This is a genomic window from Amycolatopsis deserti (assembly GCF_014653945.1).
Classification (GTDB): Bacteria; Actinomycetota; Actinomycetes; order Mycobacteriales; family Pseudonocardiaceae; genus Amycolatopsis_E; species Amycolatopsis_E deserti.
Genome location: NZ_BNAU01000001.1, coordinates 799,478 through 818,480 on the forward strand (window position 1 = coordinate 799,478; position 19,003 = coordinate 818,480).

Below are 19,003 nucleotides of genomic sequence, written 5' to 3' on the forward strand. Positions count from 1 at the left end.
CGAGAGGGGGATCGATGACTGCTGAAATCAACCACGACCCGTGGGCGACGCTCGATGACCTGCTGGGAGTCGAGGTCGCCGAGCCGGTGGACGAGAGCATCGGCCCGGTGGCCTTCTACGGCCGGTGCTCGACGGAGGACAACCAGGACCCGGAGACCTCGCACGGCTGGCAGTTGAGCAACGCGCGGAAGTTCGTCGAGCCGCTCGGCGGGAGCGTGGTGGCGGAGTTCTTCGATGTCGGGCAGTCGCGGTCGGTGCCGTGGGAGCGGCGGGAGGCGGCGAGCCGGCTGCTGAAGGCGCTGAAGGACCCCGGCCGACGATGGCAAGCGGTTGTAGTGGGGGAGGGGACGCGGTGCTGGTTCGGGAACCAGTTCTCCTTGGTAGCCCCGAAGTTCGCGGCCTACGGGGTCGATCTGTGGGTGCCGGAGCTGGGCGGGAAGTTCGATGCGCGGAACCCGTCACACAAGATGCTGATGAGCGTGCTCGGCGGGATGAGCGAGTCCGAGCGGCAGCATGTTCAGGCGCGGGTCCGGGCGGCGATGGATGCGCAGGTGATCAACGAGGGGCGGCACCAGGGCGGTCGGGCGCCGTATGGCTACAAGGTGGTGGACGGTGGGCCGCACCCGAACCCGCGGAAGGCGGCGGAGGGGTACCGGCTGCGGGTGCTCGCCATTGATGAGGCGTCGGCCGAAGCCGTGCGACGGATTTTCGCGGAGTACATCAGCGGCAAGGGTGATCGTGCGATCGCCAACGGCCTCAATCGTGATCGGATCCCGTGTCCGTCTGCTCGCCGACCGGATCAGAACCGGCACCGGCTGGCGGACGGGTGGCAGGGAAGTACGGTGCGGTCAATCCTGGAGAACCCGCGGTACACGGGCTAAGCGTTCTTCGGGCGCTGGACGAAGCACGAGACGTTGCTGGACCCGGACGACGTGGCCGCTGGGCACGTCACGCGGTTTCGGAGGTCGGCACCCGATCGCGTCGTTCGGTCCCGGCTTCCGGCGCACCCGGCGATCGTGTCGGTCGAGGACTTCACCCAAGCCCAGTTGCTGAGGAGGTCGAAGGGGTCAGGCGGGTTGCGGACTGCTCGCAAGGCTGAGCGGAGTGACCGACCCACGCGGAGGGCGTATCTGTTCCGTGGTCGAATCCGGTGCGCGTACTGCCAGCGGAAGATGGAAGCGAGCCCGCGCAAGCACGGCATGTACTACCGGTGTCCAGCACGGACTCTCGCGCCCGGCTCGCCGGCGCTGGCGGAACACCCGCCTTCGGTCTATCTGCGGGAGGAGCCGCTGATGGACGCCGTCAACACGTGGCTGGGCGGCCTGTTCGCCCGCGACAACGTTGACCGAACCGTCGCGGCGTTGGTCGCATCCCAGAGTGGCGAGGGAGCGACGTCCGGACGCGAGGTCGCCCGGCAGCGGCTCGCCAGTGCGGAGGCGAGGCTGGAGCGGTTCCGGGCGGCCATCGGTGCAGGTGTGGATCCCGCGGCCTTGGTCGACGCGATCAACGAGGCGCAGGCGCAACGAGCAGCGGCTAGGGCTGAACTCGAGGACGCGCCTGCACCCGACCTGGTGACCGACGCCGAGGTCTACGCGATGATCGACTCACTCGGAGACGTCGGGAGGAAGCTCGCGAAAGCAAGAACGGACAGCTTGGCGGGCCTCTACGAGGCGCTCAACCTAGCTGTCCGCTACGAACACGACTCTCAGGCCGCTCAGGTCACCATCCAACCCGTGATGCGGGTGAATAGTGTGCGTGTCCGAGGGGGGAACTGACCCAAGTCCCCAGCCTGGTGTATGCGACTGACCTGCAGCTTCCTTGACGGTGTGCGTTCGAGTCCCCGGGCGGCTCCACCCAGATGCACACCGGTTTCTACCCTGCTGACGTGCGTGGCACCGTCGGATCGCGGTCCGCGGCGCGGGGGAGCGGCCGCTCGTCCTCGAGGCGCGGGTGCCGCTGGTGATGGAGCGTCGGAAGCGTCCGCAGGAGGCGGCAAGGTCAGAGTAGTGACTTCGGCCCTTGTTCTGATCGGACCCGCGTTCGAGCGGTCCTCCCCGGGCGAGACCTCGTGCTCAGTGCTGACCCTGGCGAGTCGAAACGGGGTTACCGGCCTGCGCCTTTATCCTCTGTGACCATGACCGTCTACCCGAGTCGAAACCGTCGTGATTCGTCGCCCAAACGGGCGGCGGAGTCGCAGGCTGAGTTTTTCGATCGGGTGGCCGGGGCGTACTGGGATCAGGTTCGCGACGTGATCAACGAGTGGTGGTCTCACCTTCCGGATCAGGCGCGGTCTGGTGTCCGTAGTCGGTTGGTGGATCGGAACTCCGACTCGAACGTGTCTTCCGCGTTGTGGGAGTTGTATCTGCACGAGATGCTGCTCGGTTCTGGCTGCACCGTGGAGGTCGAGCAGGCGGTTGGCACCCGGGGCAAGTACCCGGACTTCCTGGTGACTCGCGATGGTGAGCAGTTCGTCCTCGAGGCGATCTGGACATCACAGCGTATTGGGGACCCTACGCAGGACGCGATGTCGGGCCGACTGCTCGATGCCATCAACGGTGTGCCGAGCCCCAACTTCTTCCTGTCGGTCTCGATCATCCGAGTCGGGTCTGTAGAGCCGCCGCAGAGGCGGCTGAAGGCGGAGCTGGTGCAGTGGCTGGGCGGTCTAGACCCCGATCGGGTCCAGGCCGACTACGAGCAGCGCCAGGTCCCGTTGCCGACCCACATCTGGCAGGAGGCCGGATGGTCGCTCTCGTTCACGGCGATGCCACGTAGTCCCGGCGTACGCGGGCGATTCTCCAGGGGGATCGGGATCTATCCGATGATCTGGATGCGCGACAGGTCGGACCACGTGCTTGGCGCGGTCAAAAAGAAGGGCGGGAAGTACGGCGACCTCGCGCTGCCGTTCATCGTCGCGGTGGGTCAGGCGGCACTGTTCCCCGAGGAAGAGGACATCGCGACCTCGCTTTACGGGAGTTCGGTCGAGTACGCCCACACCGGAATTGCGTCCACATTCGGTCGGCTTTCAGATGGCTATTGGTCCCCTTCTCGCGACAACGGTCACCGCCGGGTGAGCGGGGTGCTCGTCGTCGACAACCCGGCGCCCTGGACCTGGGCGAAGAACACTCCCGTCCTGTGGCGCAGCTCCGACCCGAGGTCGATCCCGGCTCCGATTCTTCCGACGTGGGCGAGCGCGCGGCTCGCCGGGGACGAGGTCGAACGAAAGCCGGCTGCCGCCCCTGCGTACAGCGCTGTCGGCCTTGACCAGGACTGGCCGGCCGGGGAAGCATTCCCACGACACGCAGCCTGAAGTCGGGTGTGGCGAAGTCGGAGCGCATCGGGCTTGCGCGCTGCTCAACTCCGCATCTTGCGCAACGGAGTCAATGCCGGAACCGCGGTGGCACCGGCCTCGACAAAGGCGGCGACTCCCAACCTGTCGTCCCGCCTAACTTGCGGGGAAGGACGGCTCGGCGCCTACCTTGGCCAAGGCGTGTCATTCCGGGTTTCGTGTAGTTCGATCCGGCCCCCTGTGTGGCGGGTGATGTTCGTGGCGTGCTGATGCGCCCGCGCGATGCTGGAGTAGACCGAGACCGACCAGTCGATCAGCCCCGCCGCGTCCGCGAAGGCCTGGAGCCGCTGCAGCACCACATCCCAGGTGCCTTCCCGGGCCAGCTGACGGTGCCAGCTCCAGATCGTCTGCCACGGCCCGAACACCGCCGGCACATCCCGCCACGCGCTCATCCGAGAGCAACTCAAACCGCCACACGACCAGCAGCATCCCAGCCACCAACCGCGACCTTGTCAGATACGCCAGGGGGAATCACATGTCGTTGACCGCGCTGCCCGTGCAGCACACCATGCGGGTGCCGATCCCGACCGGCCGGTCATCTCGCTATCACCTTCCCAGGATGACGATCGATGTCACCGCTTCCTCACCGCGGTGGAATCCACCACCGTTCTCCGCCAAAGCCAATCGCGCTCCGTCGACCTGTCGGGCACCGGATTCGCCGCGAAGTTGCTCGGTGAGTTCGAACACCTGGGCCAGCCCGGTGGCGCCGATCGGATGCCCCTTCGACTCCAGCCCTCCCGAGGGATTGACCGGGATCCGTCCTCCCAGGGTGGTGTCTCCCCGTTCCGCTGCCACGCCACCTTCCCCTGGAGGTACGAGGCCCAACATCTCGGTCTGCAGGACCTCGGCGAACGCTGTCGCGTCGTGGACCTCGGCAACGTCGATCTCACTTGGTGAGACCCCGGCTCGCTCATAGGCTTCGGCCGAGACCAGTTGGCTGATGTGCCCGTCGAATCGGGTGATGTCGCGGTCGGTGCCTGTGCCGACGACCGAGGCCAGAACCTCGACGGGCCGTTCGCTGCGCAACCTGCGAAGGCCTTCGGCGCTGCACAGGACCACGGCGGCAGCACCGTCGGTGACCGGCGCGCACATTGGCACCGTCAGGGGGTGTGACAGCCTTCGCGCCGCGAGCACGTCCTCGACCGACATCGGTTTGCGGTAGTGTGCGCGCTCATTGTCGACCGCGTGCAGGTGGTTCTTCGACGCCACTGCCGCGATCTGCGCCGCTGTCGTTCCGTACAGCCGCATGTGCTGACGCGCCATTGCCGCGTAGATGTCCATGAAGATGGATCGAGTTCCGACATCGGCGTTCTCGACTTCTCCGCCGAGCTGGCGGAGCGTCTCGTCGAGAAGCTGAGGGTTCGATTTGTCGTAACCGGAGTCGAACAAAGCCATCGTCCGCGGAGAGTCGTCGATGTGCATCTTCTCGGTGCCCACCGCGAGTGCCACGTCGGCGTCGCCAGCCCGGATGAACGTCGCGGCCATATTCAACGCCGATGCTCCTGTTGCACAGGCATTTTCGACGTTGTGTATGGGCACTCGCTGGATGCCGATCTCGCGCAGCGCGATCTCCCCGGAGATCATGCCCTGATCGTGCAGGATGCCGTTCGTGGTCGAGGCGAAGAACGCCACGTCGATGACCTGGGCGCCGGCGCCTGGGCCTGCATCGGCCAGTGCATCGCTGACAGCCCACCGGGCCAGGTCGTAATTGGTTTTGTCACGGTGGATGCCGAACGGTGTCATGCCCACGCCCGCAACCCATACACGTTGTGCCACGCAATAGCCTTTCCATTTGTTGCGACGACGAGCTCGATAGGCGCGGGCCACACACGCAAGTCCGCAATACTGCCGGGCGCTGATCGCGCACCCCGTGTGTGCCCGCACCACAGCGACATCGGCGATCGGTCGCCTCGACCAGAGACCGTGCCCGTCCTCGCTCAGTCGGACGATCCGGCAAGCCAGGGCTCGAAGAAGTTGATTCTCACGTCGTCGGGCCGCCGGGAGAGGAGGTCGAAACCGGTGTAGACGGGGTCGCTCTTGTCGCGTCGGCCGCTGGCCTCGGGCACGCTGATCGGGTCGTCGGCGGGCACCCGGAAGTTCTGCAGGTTGTCTCGGACGACGTGCCGGTAGAAGATTTTCCATTCGCCGTCGCGCTTCTCGAACAGATCGAGATAGCGGCACTCGGTGAGCTGGTGGATGACCTCCTTCTCAGGCTCGACGCCGGGCTCGACGATCTCGTGGAGCACGTGCACGTGGCTCTCGACGAAGGCTCGCGAGCCCTTCAGCTCGATGATCGGGTTCGAGATGGAGTGCACGGTGGTGCGGGCATGCGGCAGGACTTCGGTGATGACCCAGTCGCTGAAGGGGTGGGCCGGGCCGTTGGCGAACCAGTGGGTGTCGTAGGCGTCCTCGTGGTAGCAGGATTTCATGATCTCGGTGTCGAGTCGGTCCACGCCCCGGCAGTAGCGGTGCAGTACGTCTCGAATCGACTCGCGGTCGCGGAGCTCGGTGACCTCTGCCTCGAGTGTGGCGAGGCGTCCCTCGATGTCGGTCATGTGCTGTGTCTCCTTTCGGTGTGGGTCAGGCTCGGGGGCGCGGGGCGAGTGGCCAGGGATCGGCGCCTGCGACGACCCGCTGTCTGGTGGTCCCGATCCCCTCGGCGGTCAGTTCGACGACGTCACCGGGGGCGAGCCAGCCAGGAAACGTGGGCGCGTCGGGTTCGAGCGCGTTGAAGTGTTCGAGCAAGGTGCAGGTCGGGATCGTGCCGGTCGCGATCACGTCGCCCGGCTCGAGGGGGATGCCGCGGGAGGCGTAGGACAGCACCTCGCCGTAGGTCCAGTCCATCTTTCCGGTGGTGCCGCTGCCGACCAGTACGCCGTTGACCGAGGCCTTCACCTCGATGTCGAAAGGCGAATCGAAGGCGTGGTCGGGCAGCTCGTCCGGGGTCACCAGAAAGGGGCCGAGGGTGGTGCCCGCGTCCTTGCCCTTGGCCTGTCCGATGCCGAGCCCGCGGTCGAGTGCCTGCAGGTCACGGGCGCTCCAGTCGCAGTAGAGCGTGTACCCGGCGATCAGCTCCTGGGCCTGGTGGGGTGCGAGGTCGCGGCCGGTGCCGCCGATCACGGCGGCGATCTCCAGCTCGAAGTCGAACCAGGTGCTCCCCGGGGCGATGGTCACGTCGTCGTAGGGGCCGACGACGCTGGCGGGTCCGGCGAAGTAGAAGGCGGGGATGTCGTACCAGATGTCGGGTAGGTCCTCGGTGACGCCGCGTGCCGCCATGGCGTTGCGCATGTGCTGCAGGTAGCACAGGGAGTCCCGCATCGACGGAGGGCGAGGGATCGGGGCGAGGAGCCGCACGTCATTCAGCGCGACGGTGTCGGTGCTTCGGCCTGCGGCCTCGTCCAGAGTGGCGGGCAGTGTCCCCTTTCGCAGATGGTCGAGCAGGGTCTCGCCGGGCGGCAGGGCGTGGATTGTGCCGCCGTCGACGGCGCCGACTCGTTCTCCGGTCTCTGTCGCGAATGTGGCCCAGCGCATGTGTACCTCCGGTCGTGGGAATCGGGTGCGGCCCGGTCAGGCCGCGCCGAGCCAGAGCCCGGCGAGTGGCTCCGGCGGTTCGGTCACAGGTGAGAAGCCGCTGGTGGATATGGCCAGCGTCTGGGGCTGTCGGGCACTGTGGCGCGGCCACTCGCCCTGGGGTGGCCGGGGGCGTCCGTTCGTGGCGAATGCGGCCCATGCCGCCCGCATCTGCTCGGCGAGGGCGACGTCGACCTCGCCGGCCAGGTGCTGGCCCGCCTCTGTGTCGCCGGTGTCGAACAGGTACGGCAGCTCGGCTCCGTGCACCGCGCCGATCGGCTGGCCGTCGCGGATCGTGGGCTGGTCGAAGCGGTAGCAGAAGACGGGGGAATGGTCCGCGGCCGCGCGGGCAAGCGCGAAGGCCGGGTAGCGCAGCGCGGCATCGCCCAGGACGGCGGCGGCGAGTCGTTCGTTCGGCGCCTGCGGGTAAAGCCGACGGTAGGTCGACTCGATGGCGGGGCCGAGCGGCCCGAAGCGCTCCAGAACGCCAGCGAGCAACCCTTGGGCCAGGGCGGGATCGTGTGCAGCCGCTGCGATGGCCGTCTCGAGGTGCAGAACGGCTTCGTCGCGTGTGTTGCCCACGAGCAGCGGTATGTCCGCGGCGGCGCCCCGGGCGAGCGCGCTGAGCGGATCTTCCGGGAGGACGTCGCCGTCGACGACCGGGTTGAAAGCCATGGACGCTCCGTCGAAGAACTCTCGCATGGAGCCCGCGAAGGCCTCGTCGCTGAGCTGGGTCTGCGCGTCCAGCAGGCTGCTCAGGGGGGCGGCGCGAAGCGCCTCGAGCGAGTCGCGGGGAATCCCGAGCCCGTCGGCCATCCGACGGGTCACCTCCACCGCGGAGTCCCACGACACCGCGTAGGGCGCACCCGGGGAGCCGATGACCGCCCTGTGCACCAGGCCGCGCGCATGCGGCGAGGCGAGCAGGCACGCCACGATCATCGCTCCCGCCGAGTGACCGGCCAGGGTGACGTTGTCGGGGTCTCCGCCGAAGGCGGTGATCTCCTCACGCACCCAACGCAGGGATGCGATGATATCGAGCAGAGCGGCGTTGGCCGAGCCTGCTGCGGAGGGCTCGGCCACTGCGGCGAATCCGAGCGCCCCGAGCCGGTAGTTGACGTTGACCTCGACCAGGCCGTGCCGGCTCAGCCCGCCACCGCGGTAGAGGGGGTCGCCGCCGGACCCGAGGGCGAACCCGCCACCGTGGATCCACACGAACACCGGCAGCCCGGACCGGCCGGGGGAGGGGGTCCGCACGGACAGGGTGAGACAGTCCTCGCTTTGCGGCAGCCTGGAGCGGTAGACCTCGCCGACGACCGCGAACGTCTGCCGCTGGGGCGCCGCCGGCCCCGGTCCTGAGACCGGCCGGACGCCGGACCAGGGCAGTGGGGGCGCGGGCGGCGCGAACCTCAGCTTGCCGACCGGTGGGGCGGCGTACGGTATCGCGTCGAACAGATGGCTTCCGTCCGGTTCGAGGAGTCCCGTCAGCTTCCCGGAACCGGTCGTGAGGACGCTCGCGCCGAGGGCCGTCATGGTTGCGGCTCCGTCAGGACATTGGCGCGGAGCAGGCCCTTGCGGACCTTCCCGACCGACGTGCGGGGCAGCGCGTCGACGAACTCCACGACCGAGGGCACCTTGAACGACGCGAGATGTGTTCGGCAGTGCTCGAGCAGCTCGGCCTCGGTGACCGCGTGTCCCGGTCGTAAGGCTACGACCACCTTGAACGCTTCGTCGAGCATGTCGTCCGGAATGCCGACGGCCGCGGACTCGGCGACGGCGGGATGTGTCTCGACCACCCGTTCCACCTCGGCGGCGGCGACGACCTCCCCGCCACGCTTGATCACGTCTCGCGCGCGGTCGTGGAACCGGAGGAACCCGTCCTGTTCCACACGCACGATGTCGCCGGTGTGCAGCCAGCCGTCGCGGATCATCGCGTTCGTGGCCTCGGGGTTGTCGTGGTAGCCCGCCATCAGCGTGATTCCCGGCTCGCCGCCGACGAGCAACTCGCCCACCTCGCCCACAGCGGCGTCGACACCGTCTTCGGTCACCACGCGCAGGCGGCTCCCGCTCAGCGGCGTGCCTATCGTCGCGTTGTCCCTGCGCCGGTCGAGCGGATTCATTGTCGGGGGCGCGATGGTCTCGGTCATCCCGTACATCTGCAGCAGCCCGGTCGCGTAGCGCTCCTCGAACTCCTTGAGCTCGTCGGGAGTGAGGTTCTGCGCGAAACACACCTCGCGCAGATCGTTGTCCGCGTCGGCCGGGTCCCGGGGCTGAGAGAGGATCATGCGCATGGGTGCGGCGAAGAGGCTGCCCAGGGTCGCTTTGTGGCGGCGCGCCTGCGCCGCCCAGCGAGACGCCGAGAACCTTTCCATCACCGCGGCTGAGGCTCCGGTGACCAGGCTCGACATCACCGAGTAGTACTGGGCGTTGGCGTGGAAGACGGGCAGCACCACGAGCCATCGGTCCGCGGGCCGCATCCGCAGGTTTTCGGCGATCACCGTGCCGGCGTGCAGGTAGTTGGCGTGAGTGACGACCACTCCCTTCGGGCGGCTGGTGCTCCCGGACGTGTACATGATGGACAGTGGGTTCCGCGGGTCGACAGGCTCAGCGGTGACCTCGTCGCCGGAGCGTCCGTCGAAGTCGGCTCCGGTGCGGATGATCGGGACACCCGCGAGAGTCGCGGTCTCCGCGAGATCGTCGGCGTCCTGTTCCAGGACGACCATCCGGCAGTCCGCATGTCCGACGACGAAGTCCAGCTCGTCGGCGGTGCTACCCGGATTCACCGGAACGATGACCGAACCGCTCAACGCAGCCCCGAACCAGCAGGCGAAGAACTCGGGGCGGTTGCGGGTGGCGATCGCGAAGCGTTCGCCACTCCGGACGCCGGCCCCGGCGAGCACGGACTGCCCCCGGCGGGCGAGCGCGACCGTCTCGGCGTAGGTGTAGGTCGTTGTGGAGCCGTCGCTCTCGAACAGCAGGAAAGGGGCGTCGGGAGTTCGTTCGGCCTGGTCGAGCAGGATGGCGCCGAGCCCGCGGTCGCCGAAGGGCAGTATCGTCACGGCGCGCTCCTACCGGTTCCGGTTGCGCTCGCGGGCAGCGACCCGGCCGGCGAACTCGTGCGCGTTGCCGTTGGAGGACCAGTGGCAGTCAGTCGCGTCGGGGTGGCAGCAGGTGGAATCAGTGGTGGTCATCGAGGGCCTCCTTCTGGATCAGGGGGATTCGCGTGGGTCAGGCGTCGGCGAGAGGCTTGCGATAGGTCTCTCGCAGCGCCAGGGCCGACAGCAGGGAGATGACGCCCGCGCCCACGATGAAGTAACCCGGCACGATCGGGTTGCGGGTGGCGGCGGTCAGCCACGTCATCAACAACGGGGTGCCGCCGCCGAAGACCATGTTGGCGAAGGTGTAGATGATCGAGACGCCGCCGTAGCGCACGACGGTCGGAAACATTTCGGAGGAGAACACGGCCAGCTGGGAGTTCAGCGGTGCCGCGGCCACGGCGAACAGCACGAACGCGGTCAGTGCCAGCCCGAAGCTGTGCTGGTTGAGCAACCAGAAGCATGGGTAGCCGACGACGATCTGGGCGGCCGCACCGCCGATGAGCATCGGCCTGCGTCCGACGGAGTCGGACAGCCTGCCCATGATCGGCAGCAACGCCACATAGACCAGCAGGCTGATCACGGTGAGCGTCAGAGCCTCGCGCAGTGTGGTGGTCTTGGTGACCGCGAGGTAGGACGGCACGTAGACGTAGAAGATGTAGGTGGGCAGGGACGACGCGACCAGGACGCCGAGCCCGACGACGATCTCCCTCGGATACGTGCGGATCACGAACAGGATCGGGGTCCGCACGTCCTTCCGCTCGGACTTCACCGCCTCGAAGTGGGGCGTCTCCTCCAGCCGGAGGCGCAGGTAGAGCCCGATGAAACCGAGGGGCAGCGCCACCAGGAATGGGATCCGCCAGCCCCAGCTCGACATCTGCTCCGGGCTCAAGATCGACGAGACCGTGGCCCCGACGATCGCTCCGAAGGCCAGGCCGGCGCCGAAGCCCACGGTGATCCAGGATCCGTAGAGGCCACGCCGGTTCGGTGGCGCGTACTCGACGACGAATGAGGCGGCCCCACCGAATTCACCGCCGGCGGAGAAGCCCTGGATGAGGCGAAGCGCGACCAGCAGGACCGCGGCGAGGGGTCCGGCAGCGGCGTAGGTCGGCAGCAGTCCGATCAGGAACGAGGCCCCCGACATCACCAGGATCACCGCGGACAGCGTGGTCCGGCGGCCGATGCGGTCGCCGAGGTTGCCGAACACCAGCGCGCCGATCGGCCGGGCGACGAACGCGGCGCCGTAGACGGCGAAGGCCGTGAGCAGCGAGGTCGTAGGATCCGCGGCGGGGAAGAAGAGCGGTCCGATCACCGCGGCGAGTGAGCCGTAGACGAAGAAGTCGTACCACTCGACGAAGTTGCCGACGACTGCACCGACGGTCGCCCGTCGCTGCACCGCCCGGTTGTGAGTCGCCGTGCTGACAACGGCTGGCGGGGTCGATGGCGAAGAAGCGTCCACGACGATGCCTCCTGTCCACCACGATGTGGGCGGTTCGACTGGTGTGCCGCCGGCTCCCGGACTGCTCCGGGGTACGGCGCGATGACCGTCACTCTGCTCTCGGCAGGGGGGCGACGACAACGTCCCGTCGGCCAAACAGTCAGCCCGCCGAATTGTCCGCGCGTACAAACATCGAACGATGAACCGCGCTGTTGAGTGCTAGAATTCGTTCTCGATTGGGCGTCGCGACCAAGTCGTATCCACAGTCGCCCCCTGAGGCTGCCCTCGGCACACGACCGACAGGAGAGGCGCATCGAAGTGCAGGACCCAGACAACAAGGCCTTGCTGAACCCCGTCTTGGAGCGGGTGCTGCAGACGATGTCCGACCACGCCGCGGCTATCGCGGCGGAAACAGCGGACGCTGTCCATCGCAGGATCGCGGACTACCGGCTGGTCCCCCACGAGTCACTCGTGCAGTCGGCTCTGCGCAACCACGCGCGCGTCGCCAGGGCTCTGCGTGAGGGCAGGGGACCGGGCGAGGACGACATGATCGAGGAGGCCTGGATCGTCCGCGAGCGTGTCCGCTCGGGAGTGCCGATCGAGAACGCGCTGCACGCCTACCGACTGTCCATCAGCATCTTGCGCACCTACTTCACCCGGTGGGCCGTGGAGTTCGGGTTGGACAGCGCCGAGACTCTGCGTGGTGTGAATGCACTGTGGGAAGTGACGGATGTCGTGACGTTGCGGCTGGCCGCGGAGCATCGCGACGAGGAACTCAACCTCGCCCGCCATGATGAGCGGCAGCGGTTCAACTTCCTCCACGCCCTGCTCACCGGTGCCACCGGGCCGAATCACCACGCCCTGTGCGCTACATACGGACTTCCGGTCGGCATCTCCTACGTCACCTTGCGCGCCAGGGCCACCGCGGAGCAGGGGCTGCGCACCATGACCGAACTCGTGGCCAGGACGACTCGCCGTGCGCCCTCCTTGATCGGCATCTTCGAGGGGGACGTCGCCGGTGTCGTCGCGACTCCGCCCGTGATTCCCGAGCGGCTGGCGGTGGCTGTCGGTCCGGCCGTCGAACTGGCCGACCTCCCGATCTCCTTCCGGCGCGCCAGCCAGGTCCTCGACGTGGGGCTGGCGTTCGGCATGTCGGGCTTGCTGACAGCGGAGAGGCTGTCTCTACGGCTGGCCGTGGCATCAGCCGACGACGTCGGTGCGTTGCTGGTGGAGCGCTACATAGCGCCCACGGAGTCCGAAACAGACGGAGGCAAGCAGCTGCGGGAATCGGTCACGGCCTATCTCGCGGCGAACCGCAACGTGCGCGACGCCGCGACGCGACTCTGCGTCCACCCGAACACGCTGCGCTACCGGCTTCACAAGTTCGAGACGATGACTGGGCGCGACCTCAGCCTCGACGCGGTCGCGTTCGAAGCGTGGTGGGCTCTGCAACGGTCGTCGTGGGAAGCCGGGTCGAAAGATCCTCGAGGGTGACGCGTCCTGGACCTTCGATCGCGACTTCGGCGACGCCGTCCCCGGCGAATCTCCCGAACTGCGTCAGATCGCCAAGGCCAACCGGGTGTTCCTGCACCGCATGGTCCGGTATCGCATCGGGAAGGGCATCGCCCCAGTTCATCGACATCGGATCGGGCTATGCCAACGATGCGGCACGCACACGAGGTCGCCGACGAAGTCAAGCCTGGGGTGCCCGGTTGGTCTACGCCGAGTACGACCCGATCGCGGTCGTGCACTCCGACGACTTGCTCGAAGAACACGGAGACACCCGCCGCCACGCGGCGATCGACCTGCAGGCCGTCGCCGATCAGTGCTGGGCCGGAGTCGTTGACCAAGCACGCACCAGAGCAGTCAAGTTGCCCGCCGAGACAAGCGCCGAGTAGGCGGATGGCGGCCCGCCATATCCTCCCTACGCCGACCCCCCGGGATCAAAGAGCGTGGCCGACACCCTCGCAGCCCAGCGCACCCAGGAGCAGCGCTGGGCTGCGATTTACCACGACGTCAAGAGCATGTCGAGCGCCGCCCACCACGACGACAGCACCACCGAGGGCTTCTCCTGGAGTCGTGCCGACGCAGAGCCATCTTGGCAGTTACGGCCCGGTTTGCTGGGTAGATACACCGGTGGGAAGTGAACGTTCACGTGGCCGACTGTGGGTTACTGCAACACCATCCAGGCGGCAGAGGCGTCAGGTGCGCGCTTGGTCGCGTCTGTGTCAGGGGTGGACTTGAGTTCATGGACAGGTCGAGAGGCGTCGCGTGGGTCGGTCTCTCGTCGTGTGGGGTGGGTCAGTGCAGGAGGCCGCCGCCGTCGTGGACGAGGCATTGGCCGGTCATCAGGGCGGCGTCGGGGGAGGCGAGGAACGCGACGAGGCCGGCGAAGTCGTCGGGCGTGACGTATTCCTGAATGGCTTGCTGCGCCATGGTGCGCGCGAAGACCGCGTCATCGGAGTGAGCACGTGTACCAGGGGTCGCGACCTGCGCCGGCATGACCGCGTTGACGGTGATGCGGTGTTCGCCGAGCTCGCGCGCCATCACGCGGGTCATGCCGATCAACGCGCCCTTGCTGGCGACGTAGGCGAGCTGGCCGGGGCCGCCGGTGAAAAAGGTGCGCGAGGCGACGTTGATGATCCGTCCGCGGTGGTCGCTGTCGCGGAGGTGGGGGAAGCAGGCCTGCACCATGAGCAGGGTGCCGACGGCGTTGACGTCGAAGTAGCGGTGGAGTTCGTCCGGCGTCGCTTGGAGCAAGCTCGTTCGGCCGGAGAGCAACCCGGCGTTGTTGACGAGGATGTCGATCCCGCCCGTGCGCGCCGCGACCTCGGCTGCGGTGTCGGCGACGGCGGTCGGATCGGTGACGTCGCAGATCCACGGCGTGACCCGTGGCGGGAGCAAGTCGTCCGCCCGTTCCAGATCGAGAGCGGCTACCGCGGCCCCTTCGGACGCCAGCCGGTGGGCGATGGCCCTGCCCAGTCCGCCTGCCGCGCCGGTGACGATCGCGGTCCTGCCCGCCAGCCGGAGCTCAGCCGTCATTGATCCTCCTACCGTGATGTGCGGGCCGTTGTCGCGGAGTGGGCGCCGCCGAAGAGTTCATACCCAGGCCGAGGGGACGCCGTGGGTTCGATACCGAGGCCGACGGCGCGGAAGGGTGCCGGCCGGGTGACGATGAGGGCGCTTGCGGATGTCACCCGGCCGGCAGGGCCGCCGCCACCACGCGGCGGCCCGCGGTCTGAACTGTCAGACCGTGACCGCGGTGCGCCATCCGGCCTGGTAGGTCTCGCGAGCCATGACCGAGTACGGGGCCGGGCTCACGATCGCCCGGACGGCGAACTGCTCGTGCGGCTGGACGGTGGTCTTGCGGCTGCCACCGTCCGGCTCGCCCCAGACGACGCGAACCTCGGCGCCCAGTGGGACGTCCGGGTTGATGGTGGCCAGCGACAGGGCGGTGCGTTCGTTGGCGCTGTAGCCGGTGAACAGCGACAGCCCGACCACGTTTCCGTCCGCGTCGATGATCGAGTCGAAGTTGGAGGACCCGTAGTTGGCGTTGGGCAGGTCGAAGAACTGGTAGACCGGGCCGTCCTTGTCGACCGGGTTGGCCAGCAGCTTCCCGATGTCCTCGACGTTCCAGGCGAGGGTGACCTTGCGGCGCTGGGTGTCCGGGTCGATGGCGGCGAGGGCGTCGCGGCCGATGAAGTCGTGGTCGAACTTCACGAACGACCCGTAGCCGAGCTCCCAGGGGTTGAGGTAGTAGTCGCGGATGTCGTCGGAGACGAAGCTGCCGGCGAGCGCGTTGGTGGCTTCGTAGCTGTCGGCGGGCAGCCACTCGCGGTACGGCCGCAGCTCCTCACTCGTGTACACGGCCGGCAGCGGCGACGGAATCCAGCCGGACTCCAAGGTGTTGCACGAGTACGCGCGGGCACCGGCGGGTTCCAGGCCGAACTCGCGGCCGGCTTCCAGGATCGCGTCGCGAATGCGGTCGTAGGACTCGTAGGGTCCCCAGATCTCCAGCCCGGGAGCGCCGGCCATGCCGTGGCGCAGGGTACGGACCTGCTCGCCGGCGATGTTCATGTAGCCCATGCGGAAGAACTTGACCTGCTCGACCGGGCCGCCGTTGACCTTCTCGATGACCTCCCACGCGTGCGGGCCCTGGATCTGGAACCGCCACAGGTCCCGGGTCACCTGCTTGCCGTACGGACGGGACGGGGAGCGCTGGTCCAGGCGCAAGTCCACGTTGTAGCCGCGGGTGGCCTGGTAGGTGAGCCAGTTGGCGACCGGCGCGCGGCCGACGAAGGTGAACTCCTCCTCGGCCTCACGGAACAGGATGCCGTCGCCGATCACGCCGCCTTCGGGGGAGACGGGCACGAACTGCTTGGCGGTGTTGACCTCGAACTTGGCGACGCTGTTGATGCCGGTGTCGGAGATGAGCTTGAGCGCGTCCGGGCCGGAGATGAACAGGTTGACCATGTGGTGGCTCTGGTCGAACAGCACCGCGGTCTCGCGCCAGGCGGTGACCTCACGGCGGAAGTTGGTGAACTCGCTCGGCACGACGGGGTAGATGTAGGCGCCCAGCTGGGAGTTGCGCAGCAGGTCGACGGTGCTCGGCGCGGCGTCGAGGACTTCCTGCAGGTTTTTGGGGGACATGAGATTTCCGTTCTGCTAGTGATCGGCGGCGACGTAGGTGACGCCGAGTTCCTTCAGCTTTTCGCGGAGGCCGTAGCGGTCCAGGCCAAGTTCGCCTTCGCGAAACGCGCGACGGGCCGCCTCTTCCTTCTCAGTACGGGCCTGTGACTTGACCCGCGCCTCGTCGATGTCCTCGCGGGGGACGACCATGGCGCCGTCGTCGTCGGCGAGGATCGCGTCGCCGGGGTGGATCAGCTGTCCGCCGACGACGACGGGCACGTTGACCGCACCCGCGGTGGCCTTGACGGTGCCCTGCGCGGACACGGCGGCAGACCACACCGGGAAGTCCATGGCGCGCAGGTCGGCCACGTCGCGGACGCCGGTGGTGGTGACCAGCCCGCGCACGCCCCGGTAGGCCAGCGCGGTGGCGAACAGCTCGCCGAACAGGCCGTCGTGGCACGTAGAGGTCGTGGTGACGACGAGGAGGTCGCCGGGCCGGCACTGTTCGACAGCGGCGTGGATCATCAGGTTGTCGCCTGGCCAGCACAACACCGTGACGGCGGTGCCGCCGACCCGGGCGCCGTCCTGGATCGGCCGCAGCTCCGGGCCGAGCAAACCGGTGCGCCCCAGCGCTTCATGCACGGTGGCAACGCCGTACTCGGCGAGTTTGTCGACCTGTTCAGTTGAGGCGCGGGGTGGGTCGGTGACGATGACCGTCCTCATGCGAGTTCCCCGGTGACCTGCGGGTAGAGGCGCATGTAGGCCTCGCCCATGGTGTTGTGCGGCAGGCCGAGGTTCGGCCCGGCGTTGCGCTTGAGCTGCACGCCGCGGCGTTTGGCGAGATCGGTGTAGTAGTCCCACATGTGCTGCTGGGCGGGAAGGCACTCCATCGCCTTGCGCTTGGTGTCGAACACCTCGGTGATGTCCAGCAGCACGTTCGGTTTGAAGTCGCACTGCTCGGGCTGGTGCGGCTCGAAGAAGAACACCGGCGGCGCGCCCAGCGGCTCACCGGGGGCGTCGTAGCCGATGGCCTGCGCCAGCACCCGCGCCTGCAACGCCATCCGGGCGGCCGCGGGGTGGTCGCCGTTGTAGGGGTCGGCCAGCGGATGGGTCAGCACCACCGACGGGTTGACCTCCCGGTAGACGCGCACCATGCGGTCGACCAGCTCGGGGGTTTCCTGCAGCGGGTAGTCGCCGGCGTCGAGGAACTCGATCTCCGCGCCCAGCACACCGGCGGCGTTTTCGGCTTCTCCACGGCGGATCTTCTTGATCTCGTCCAGCGTTTTGCCTTCGCGCCAGGCCTTCGCGGACTCGCCGCGCTCGCCGAAGCTCAGGCACAGCACCTTGGCCCGCTGACCCCGGCTGGTGGCCAGGGCGATCGCACCCGCCGCGCGCCAGACGAAATCTCCCGCGTGCGCACTGACCACCAGTAACGAACTCATTGCGGTATCTCCTCGGATCGTCATTGACTCTCACCGTGGACACTAGGAGGCGTGTGCGGGTCGTCGTGAGGTCCCGTAGGCCGGTCTGTCCTACGTCATTTGACTCGCCGCTCCTGGCGGATTGACGTCGCGACGGCCGACATCGGTCCGTTTTGGCTGTTCGAAGCGGGTTCTAGCGTGATTCGGATGAGAACCGCGACGGTCGACGAGGTGGAACAGTACCTTCTGTCGGAACTTCCTCCCGTGGCCAGGAACGCGATGACCGCGGGAACCGGGAGGCTGAGGGCGGCACGTCTGCTCGCCCGGCTGGGCAACCCTCAGGACACTCTTCGCGTCGTGCACATCGCTGGCACCGCAGGCAAGGGGTCGGTCGCCGCATTCGTCTCGGCGATCCTGCACGCGCACGGGTTCCGCGTGGGAACCTTCCTGTCGCCGCACGTCCATTCGGTACTCGAGCGTTTCCAGCTCGACGGCCGCCCGGCTGACGCCGCGGCGGTCACTCCAGCGGTGCGCGCGGTTCGCGAGTACGAACGTGACGTCAGCGGAGAGCCAACGGGGCAGGTCACGATGTTCGAGGCCGCTACCGCCGTCGCGTTCCAGCTCTTCCGGCAGCAGAACGTGGACTACGCGGTCGTGGAAACCGGGATCGGTGGTCTGCACGACGCCACGAACACGGTGACGCGCAGGGACAAGCTGGCGGTGCTCACGGCCGTGGGTCTCGATCACACCGCCGTTCTGGGTGAAACCGTGCCGGAGATCGCCGCTCAGAAGGCAGGGATCATGGCGCAGGGCGGGATGGCGGTGGCTGTACGCGGTGCTGCCGCAGATGCCGTTTTCGCCGGCGAAGCAGCGCGTCGCCGTTGCTCGTTGAACCTCGTGTCGGAACAGGACGCCCTCGCCGAGCTTCCGGCCGGTGTCGTCCCCGGACTCGGCGGTCCACATCAGAGGGTCAATGCCGGTTTGGCTGTGCGGGCTGTCCAGCACCTGGCTCGGCGCGATGGCTGGGCGTTGGACCCCGGCCACGTGGCTGATGGACTGCGGCGCGTGCGGCTGCCGGGGCGTTTCGAGCGGCGCTGCTGGAGCGGCCGCCCCGTTGTTCTCGACGGCGCGCACAATCCCGTGAAGCTGGCAGCCTTGGTGGCGGCGCTGCGAAGCGAATGGCCGGGGCGGAAACCGGTGTGGGTTCTGACTGCGAAGCCCGATAAGGACATCGCGGAAGCGCTGAGGGTGATCGCACCCTGCGCGTCCGCTGTGGTGGCGACCCAGTTCGACACCGTGGGTGTGAACTCCGCACGAGGACCTGTCGTCACCGCCTCGGAAATCGCTGCCGCCGCGCGCCAGTGCGGCATCGAATCCGTCCACGTAAAGCCGCGAATGCGCGCCGCCGTGCGGTGCGCGGTCGGCCTGTCCGCACCGGACACCCCCGTGGTCGTCACCGGATCGTTCTTCGCCGTCGCCGACGCAGGGGAGCTGATGTCATGAGGAC

Annotated in this window: 19 protein-coding genes and 1 pseudogene; 8 read left to right on the top strand and 12 right to left on the bottom strand. The window is 67.9% G+C overall.

Annotated features, from left to right (window positions below):
• Positions 1-14 precede the first annotated feature (14 nt).
• The 4 genes and pseudogenes from IE290_RS37655 to IE290_RS03810 all read left to right on the top strand — a co-directional run bounded on the left by IE290_RS37655 (position 15) and on the right by IE290_RS03810 (position 3,307).
• Positions 15-881 (top strand): recombinase family protein, encoded by an 867-nt coding sequence (locus IE290_RS37655; RefSeq protein ID WP_229874117.1) that lies wholly within the window; start codon positions 15-17, stop codon positions 879-881.
• 135 nt (positions 882-1,016) lie between these two features.
• Positions 1,017-1,292: pseudogene (locus IE290_RS38165) on the top strand (recombinase zinc ribbon domain-containing protein); the annotation flags it as partial.
• Positions 1,293-1,775, top strand: a complete 483-nt coding sequence (locus IE290_RS37665) for a hypothetical protein (RefSeq protein ID WP_229874338.1) — start codon at positions 1,293-1,295, stop codon at positions 1,773-1,775.
• Positions 1,776-2,134: 359 nt separating this feature from the next.
• A complete protein-coding gene (locus tag IE290_RS03810; RefSeq protein WP_229874119.1) occupies positions 2,135-3,307 on the top strand; it encodes a hypothetical protein in 1,173 nt (390 codons plus the stop codon).
• A 164-nt stretch (positions 3,308-3,471) separates the two neighbouring features.
• On the opposite strand, the gene IE290_RS03815 is transcribed toward IE290_RS03810, so the two are convergent.
• The 8 genes from IE290_RS03815 to IE290_RS03840 form a co-directional block, all read right to left on the bottom strand.
• Positions 3,472-3,738 (bottom strand): hypothetical protein, encoded by a 267-nt coding sequence (locus IE290_RS03815; protein WP_229874121.1) that lies wholly within the window; start codon positions 3,736-3,738, stop codon positions 3,472-3,474.
• A gap of 154 nt (positions 3,739-3,892) precedes the next feature.
• Positions 3,893-5,122, bottom strand: coding sequence for a thiolase family protein (locus tag IE290_RS03820; protein WP_308431321.1), 1,230 nt, complete (start codon positions 5,120-5,122; stop codon positions 3,893-3,895).
• Between the two features lie 161 nt (positions 5,123-5,283).
• Positions 5,284-5,901 (bottom strand): nuclear transport factor 2 family protein, encoded by a 618-nt coding sequence (locus IE290_RS37670; RefSeq protein WP_229874123.1) that lies wholly within the window; start codon positions 5,899-5,901, stop codon positions 5,284-5,286.
• 25 nt (positions 5,902-5,926) lie between these two features.
• Positions 5,927-6,877 (bottom strand): fumarylacetoacetate hydrolase family protein, encoded by a 951-nt coding sequence (locus IE290_RS03825; protein ID WP_191243078.1) that lies wholly within the window; start codon positions 6,875-6,877, stop codon positions 5,927-5,929.
• 36 nt (positions 6,878-6,913) lie between these two features.
• A complete protein-coding gene (locus IE290_RS03830) occupies positions 6,914-8,446 on the bottom strand; it encodes a carboxylesterase/lipase family protein (protein ID WP_191243079.1) in 1,533 nt (510 codons plus the stop codon).
• Positions 8,443-9,972: a class I adenylate-forming enzyme family protein gene (locus IE290_RS03835; RefSeq protein ID WP_191243080.1), complete on the bottom strand. Its 1,530-nt coding sequence runs from the start codon at positions 9,970-9,972 to the stop codon at positions 8,443-8,445. The genes IE290_RS03830 and IE290_RS03835 overlap by 4 nt, the downstream gene beginning before the upstream one ends.
• Before the next feature lie 9 nt (positions 9,973-9,981).
• The gene (locus IE290_RS38170; protein WP_268246307.1) at positions 9,982-10,104 is read right to left on the bottom strand and encodes a hypothetical protein; all 123 of its coding nucleotides are present in this window, start codon (positions 10,102-10,104) and stop codon (positions 9,982-9,984) included.
• 37 nt (positions 10,105-10,141) lie between these two features.
• The gene (locus IE290_RS03840) at positions 10,142-11,404 is read right to left on the bottom strand and encodes an MFS transporter (RefSeq protein WP_191243081.1); all 1,263 of its coding nucleotides are present in this window, start codon (positions 11,402-11,404) and stop codon (positions 10,142-10,144) included.
• Between the two features lie 360 nt (positions 11,405-11,764).
• Between IE290_RS03840 and IE290_RS03845 the strand changes: the two genes are divergently transcribed.
• The 3 genes from IE290_RS03845 (at position 11,765) to IE290_RS03855 (ending at position 13,593) form a co-directional block, all read left to right on the top strand.
• Positions 11,765-12,940: a PucR family transcriptional regulator gene (locus IE290_RS03845; protein WP_191243082.1), complete on the top strand. Its 1,176-nt coding sequence runs from the start codon at positions 11,765-11,767 to the stop codon at positions 12,938-12,940.
• A gap of 218 nt (positions 12,941-13,158) precedes the next feature.
• Positions 13,159-13,344 carry a hypothetical protein gene (locus tag IE290_RS38380; protein WP_308431322.1) on the top strand — a complete coding sequence of 62 codons (186 nt, stop codon included), beginning with the start codon at positions 13,159-13,161 and terminating at the stop codon, positions 13,342-13,344.
• Between the two features lie 54 nt (positions 13,345-13,398).
• On the top strand, positions 13,399-13,593 hold the full coding sequence (locus IE290_RS03855) for a hypothetical protein (RefSeq protein WP_191243084.1): 195 nt from the start codon (positions 13,399-13,401) through the stop codon (positions 13,591-13,593).
• A 154-nt stretch (positions 13,594-13,747) separates the two neighbouring features.
• On the opposite strand, the gene IE290_RS03860 is transcribed toward IE290_RS03855, so the two are convergent.
• From IE290_RS03860 to IE290_RS03875, 4 genes are all read right to left on the bottom strand, one after another.
• On the bottom strand, positions 13,748-14,488 hold the full coding sequence (locus tag IE290_RS03860) for an SDR family NAD(P)-dependent oxidoreductase (RefSeq protein ID WP_191243085.1): 741 nt from the start codon (positions 14,486-14,488) through the stop codon (positions 13,748-13,750).
• Positions 14,489-14,692: 204 nt separating this feature from the next.
• On the bottom strand, positions 14,693-16,096 hold the full coding sequence (gene ligM, locus IE290_RS03865) for a vanillate/3-O-methylgallate O-demethylase (protein WP_191243086.1): 1,404 nt from the start codon (positions 16,094-16,096) through the stop codon (positions 14,693-14,695).
• Between the two features lie 15 nt (positions 16,097-16,111).
• Positions 16,112-16,798 (bottom strand): 4-carboxy-4-hydroxy-2-oxoadipate aldolase/oxaloacetate decarboxylase, encoded by a 687-nt coding sequence (locus IE290_RS03870; protein ID WP_191243087.1) that lies wholly within the window; start codon positions 16,796-16,798, stop codon positions 16,112-16,114.
• Positions 16,795-17,517, bottom strand: a complete 723-nt coding sequence (locus IE290_RS03875; protein WP_191243088.1) for a PIG-L deacetylase family protein — start codon at positions 17,515-17,517, stop codon at positions 16,795-16,797. The genes IE290_RS03870 and IE290_RS03875 overlap by 4 nt, the downstream gene beginning before the upstream one ends.
• A gap of 186 nt (positions 17,518-17,703) precedes the next feature.
• On the opposite strand from IE290_RS03875, the gene IE290_RS03880 reads away from it, so the two are divergent.
• Positions 17,704-18,999, top strand: coding sequence for a bifunctional folylpolyglutamate synthase/dihydrofolate synthase (locus IE290_RS03880; protein WP_191243089.1), 1,296 nt, complete (start codon positions 17,704-17,706; stop codon positions 18,997-18,999).
• The last annotated feature ends 4 nt before the right edge of the window (positions 19,000-19,003 follow it).

What these genes read in the sequence shown, in the direction of transcription:
- IE290_RS37655 (WP_229874117.1), top strand. Translation starts at nt 15, where the DNA reads ATGACTGCTGAAATCAACCACGACCCGTGGGCGACGCTCGATGACCTG.
- IE290_RS37665 (WP_229874338.1), top strand. Translation starts at nt 1,293, where the DNA reads ATGGACGCCGTCAACACGTGGCTGGGCGGCCTGTTCGCCCGCGACAAC.
- IE290_RS03810 (WP_229874119.1), top strand. Translation starts at nt 2,135, where the DNA reads ATGACCGTCTACCCGAGTCGAAACCGTCGTGATTCGTCGCCCAAACGG.
- IE290_RS03815 (WP_229874121.1), bottom strand. Translation starts at nt 3,738, where the DNA reads ATGAGCGCGTGGCGGGATGTGCCGGCGGTGTTCGGGCCGTGGCAGACG.
- IE290_RS37670 (WP_229874123.1), bottom strand. Translation starts at nt 5,901, where the DNA reads ATGACCGACATCGAGGGACGCCTCGCCACACTCGAGGCAGAGGTCACC.
- IE290_RS03825 (WP_191243078.1), bottom strand. Translation starts at nt 6,877, where the DNA reads ATGCGCTGGGCCACATTCGCGACAGAGACCGGAGAACGAGTCGGCGCC.
- IE290_RS03830 (WP_191243079.1), bottom strand. Translation starts at nt 8,446, where the DNA reads ATGACGGCCCTCGGCGCGAGCGTCCTCACGACCGGTTCCGGGAAGCTG.
- IE290_RS38170 (WP_268246307.1), bottom strand. Translation starts at nt 10,104, where the DNA reads ATGACCACCACTGATTCCACCTGCTGCCACCCCGACGCGACTGACTGC.
- IE290_RS03860 (WP_191243085.1), bottom strand. Translation starts at nt 14,488, where the DNA reads ATGACGGCTGAGCTCCGGCTGGCGGGCAGGACCGCGATCGTCACCGGC.
- ligM (WP_191243086.1), bottom strand. Translation starts at nt 16,096, where the DNA reads ATGTCCCCCAAAAACCTGCAGGAAGTCCTCGACGCCGCGCCGAGCACC.
- IE290_RS03870 (WP_191243087.1), bottom strand. Translation starts at nt 16,798, where the DNA reads ATGAGGACGGTCATCGTCACCGACCCACCCCGCGCCTCAACTGAACAG.
- IE290_RS03875 (WP_191243088.1), bottom strand. Translation starts at nt 17,517, where the DNA reads ATGAGTTCGTTACTGGTGGTCAGTGCGCACGCGGGAGATTTCGTCTGG.
- IE290_RS03880 (WP_191243089.1), top strand. Translation starts at nt 17,704, where the DNA reads ATGAGAACCGCGACGGTCGACGAGGTGGAACAGTACCTTCTGTCGGAA.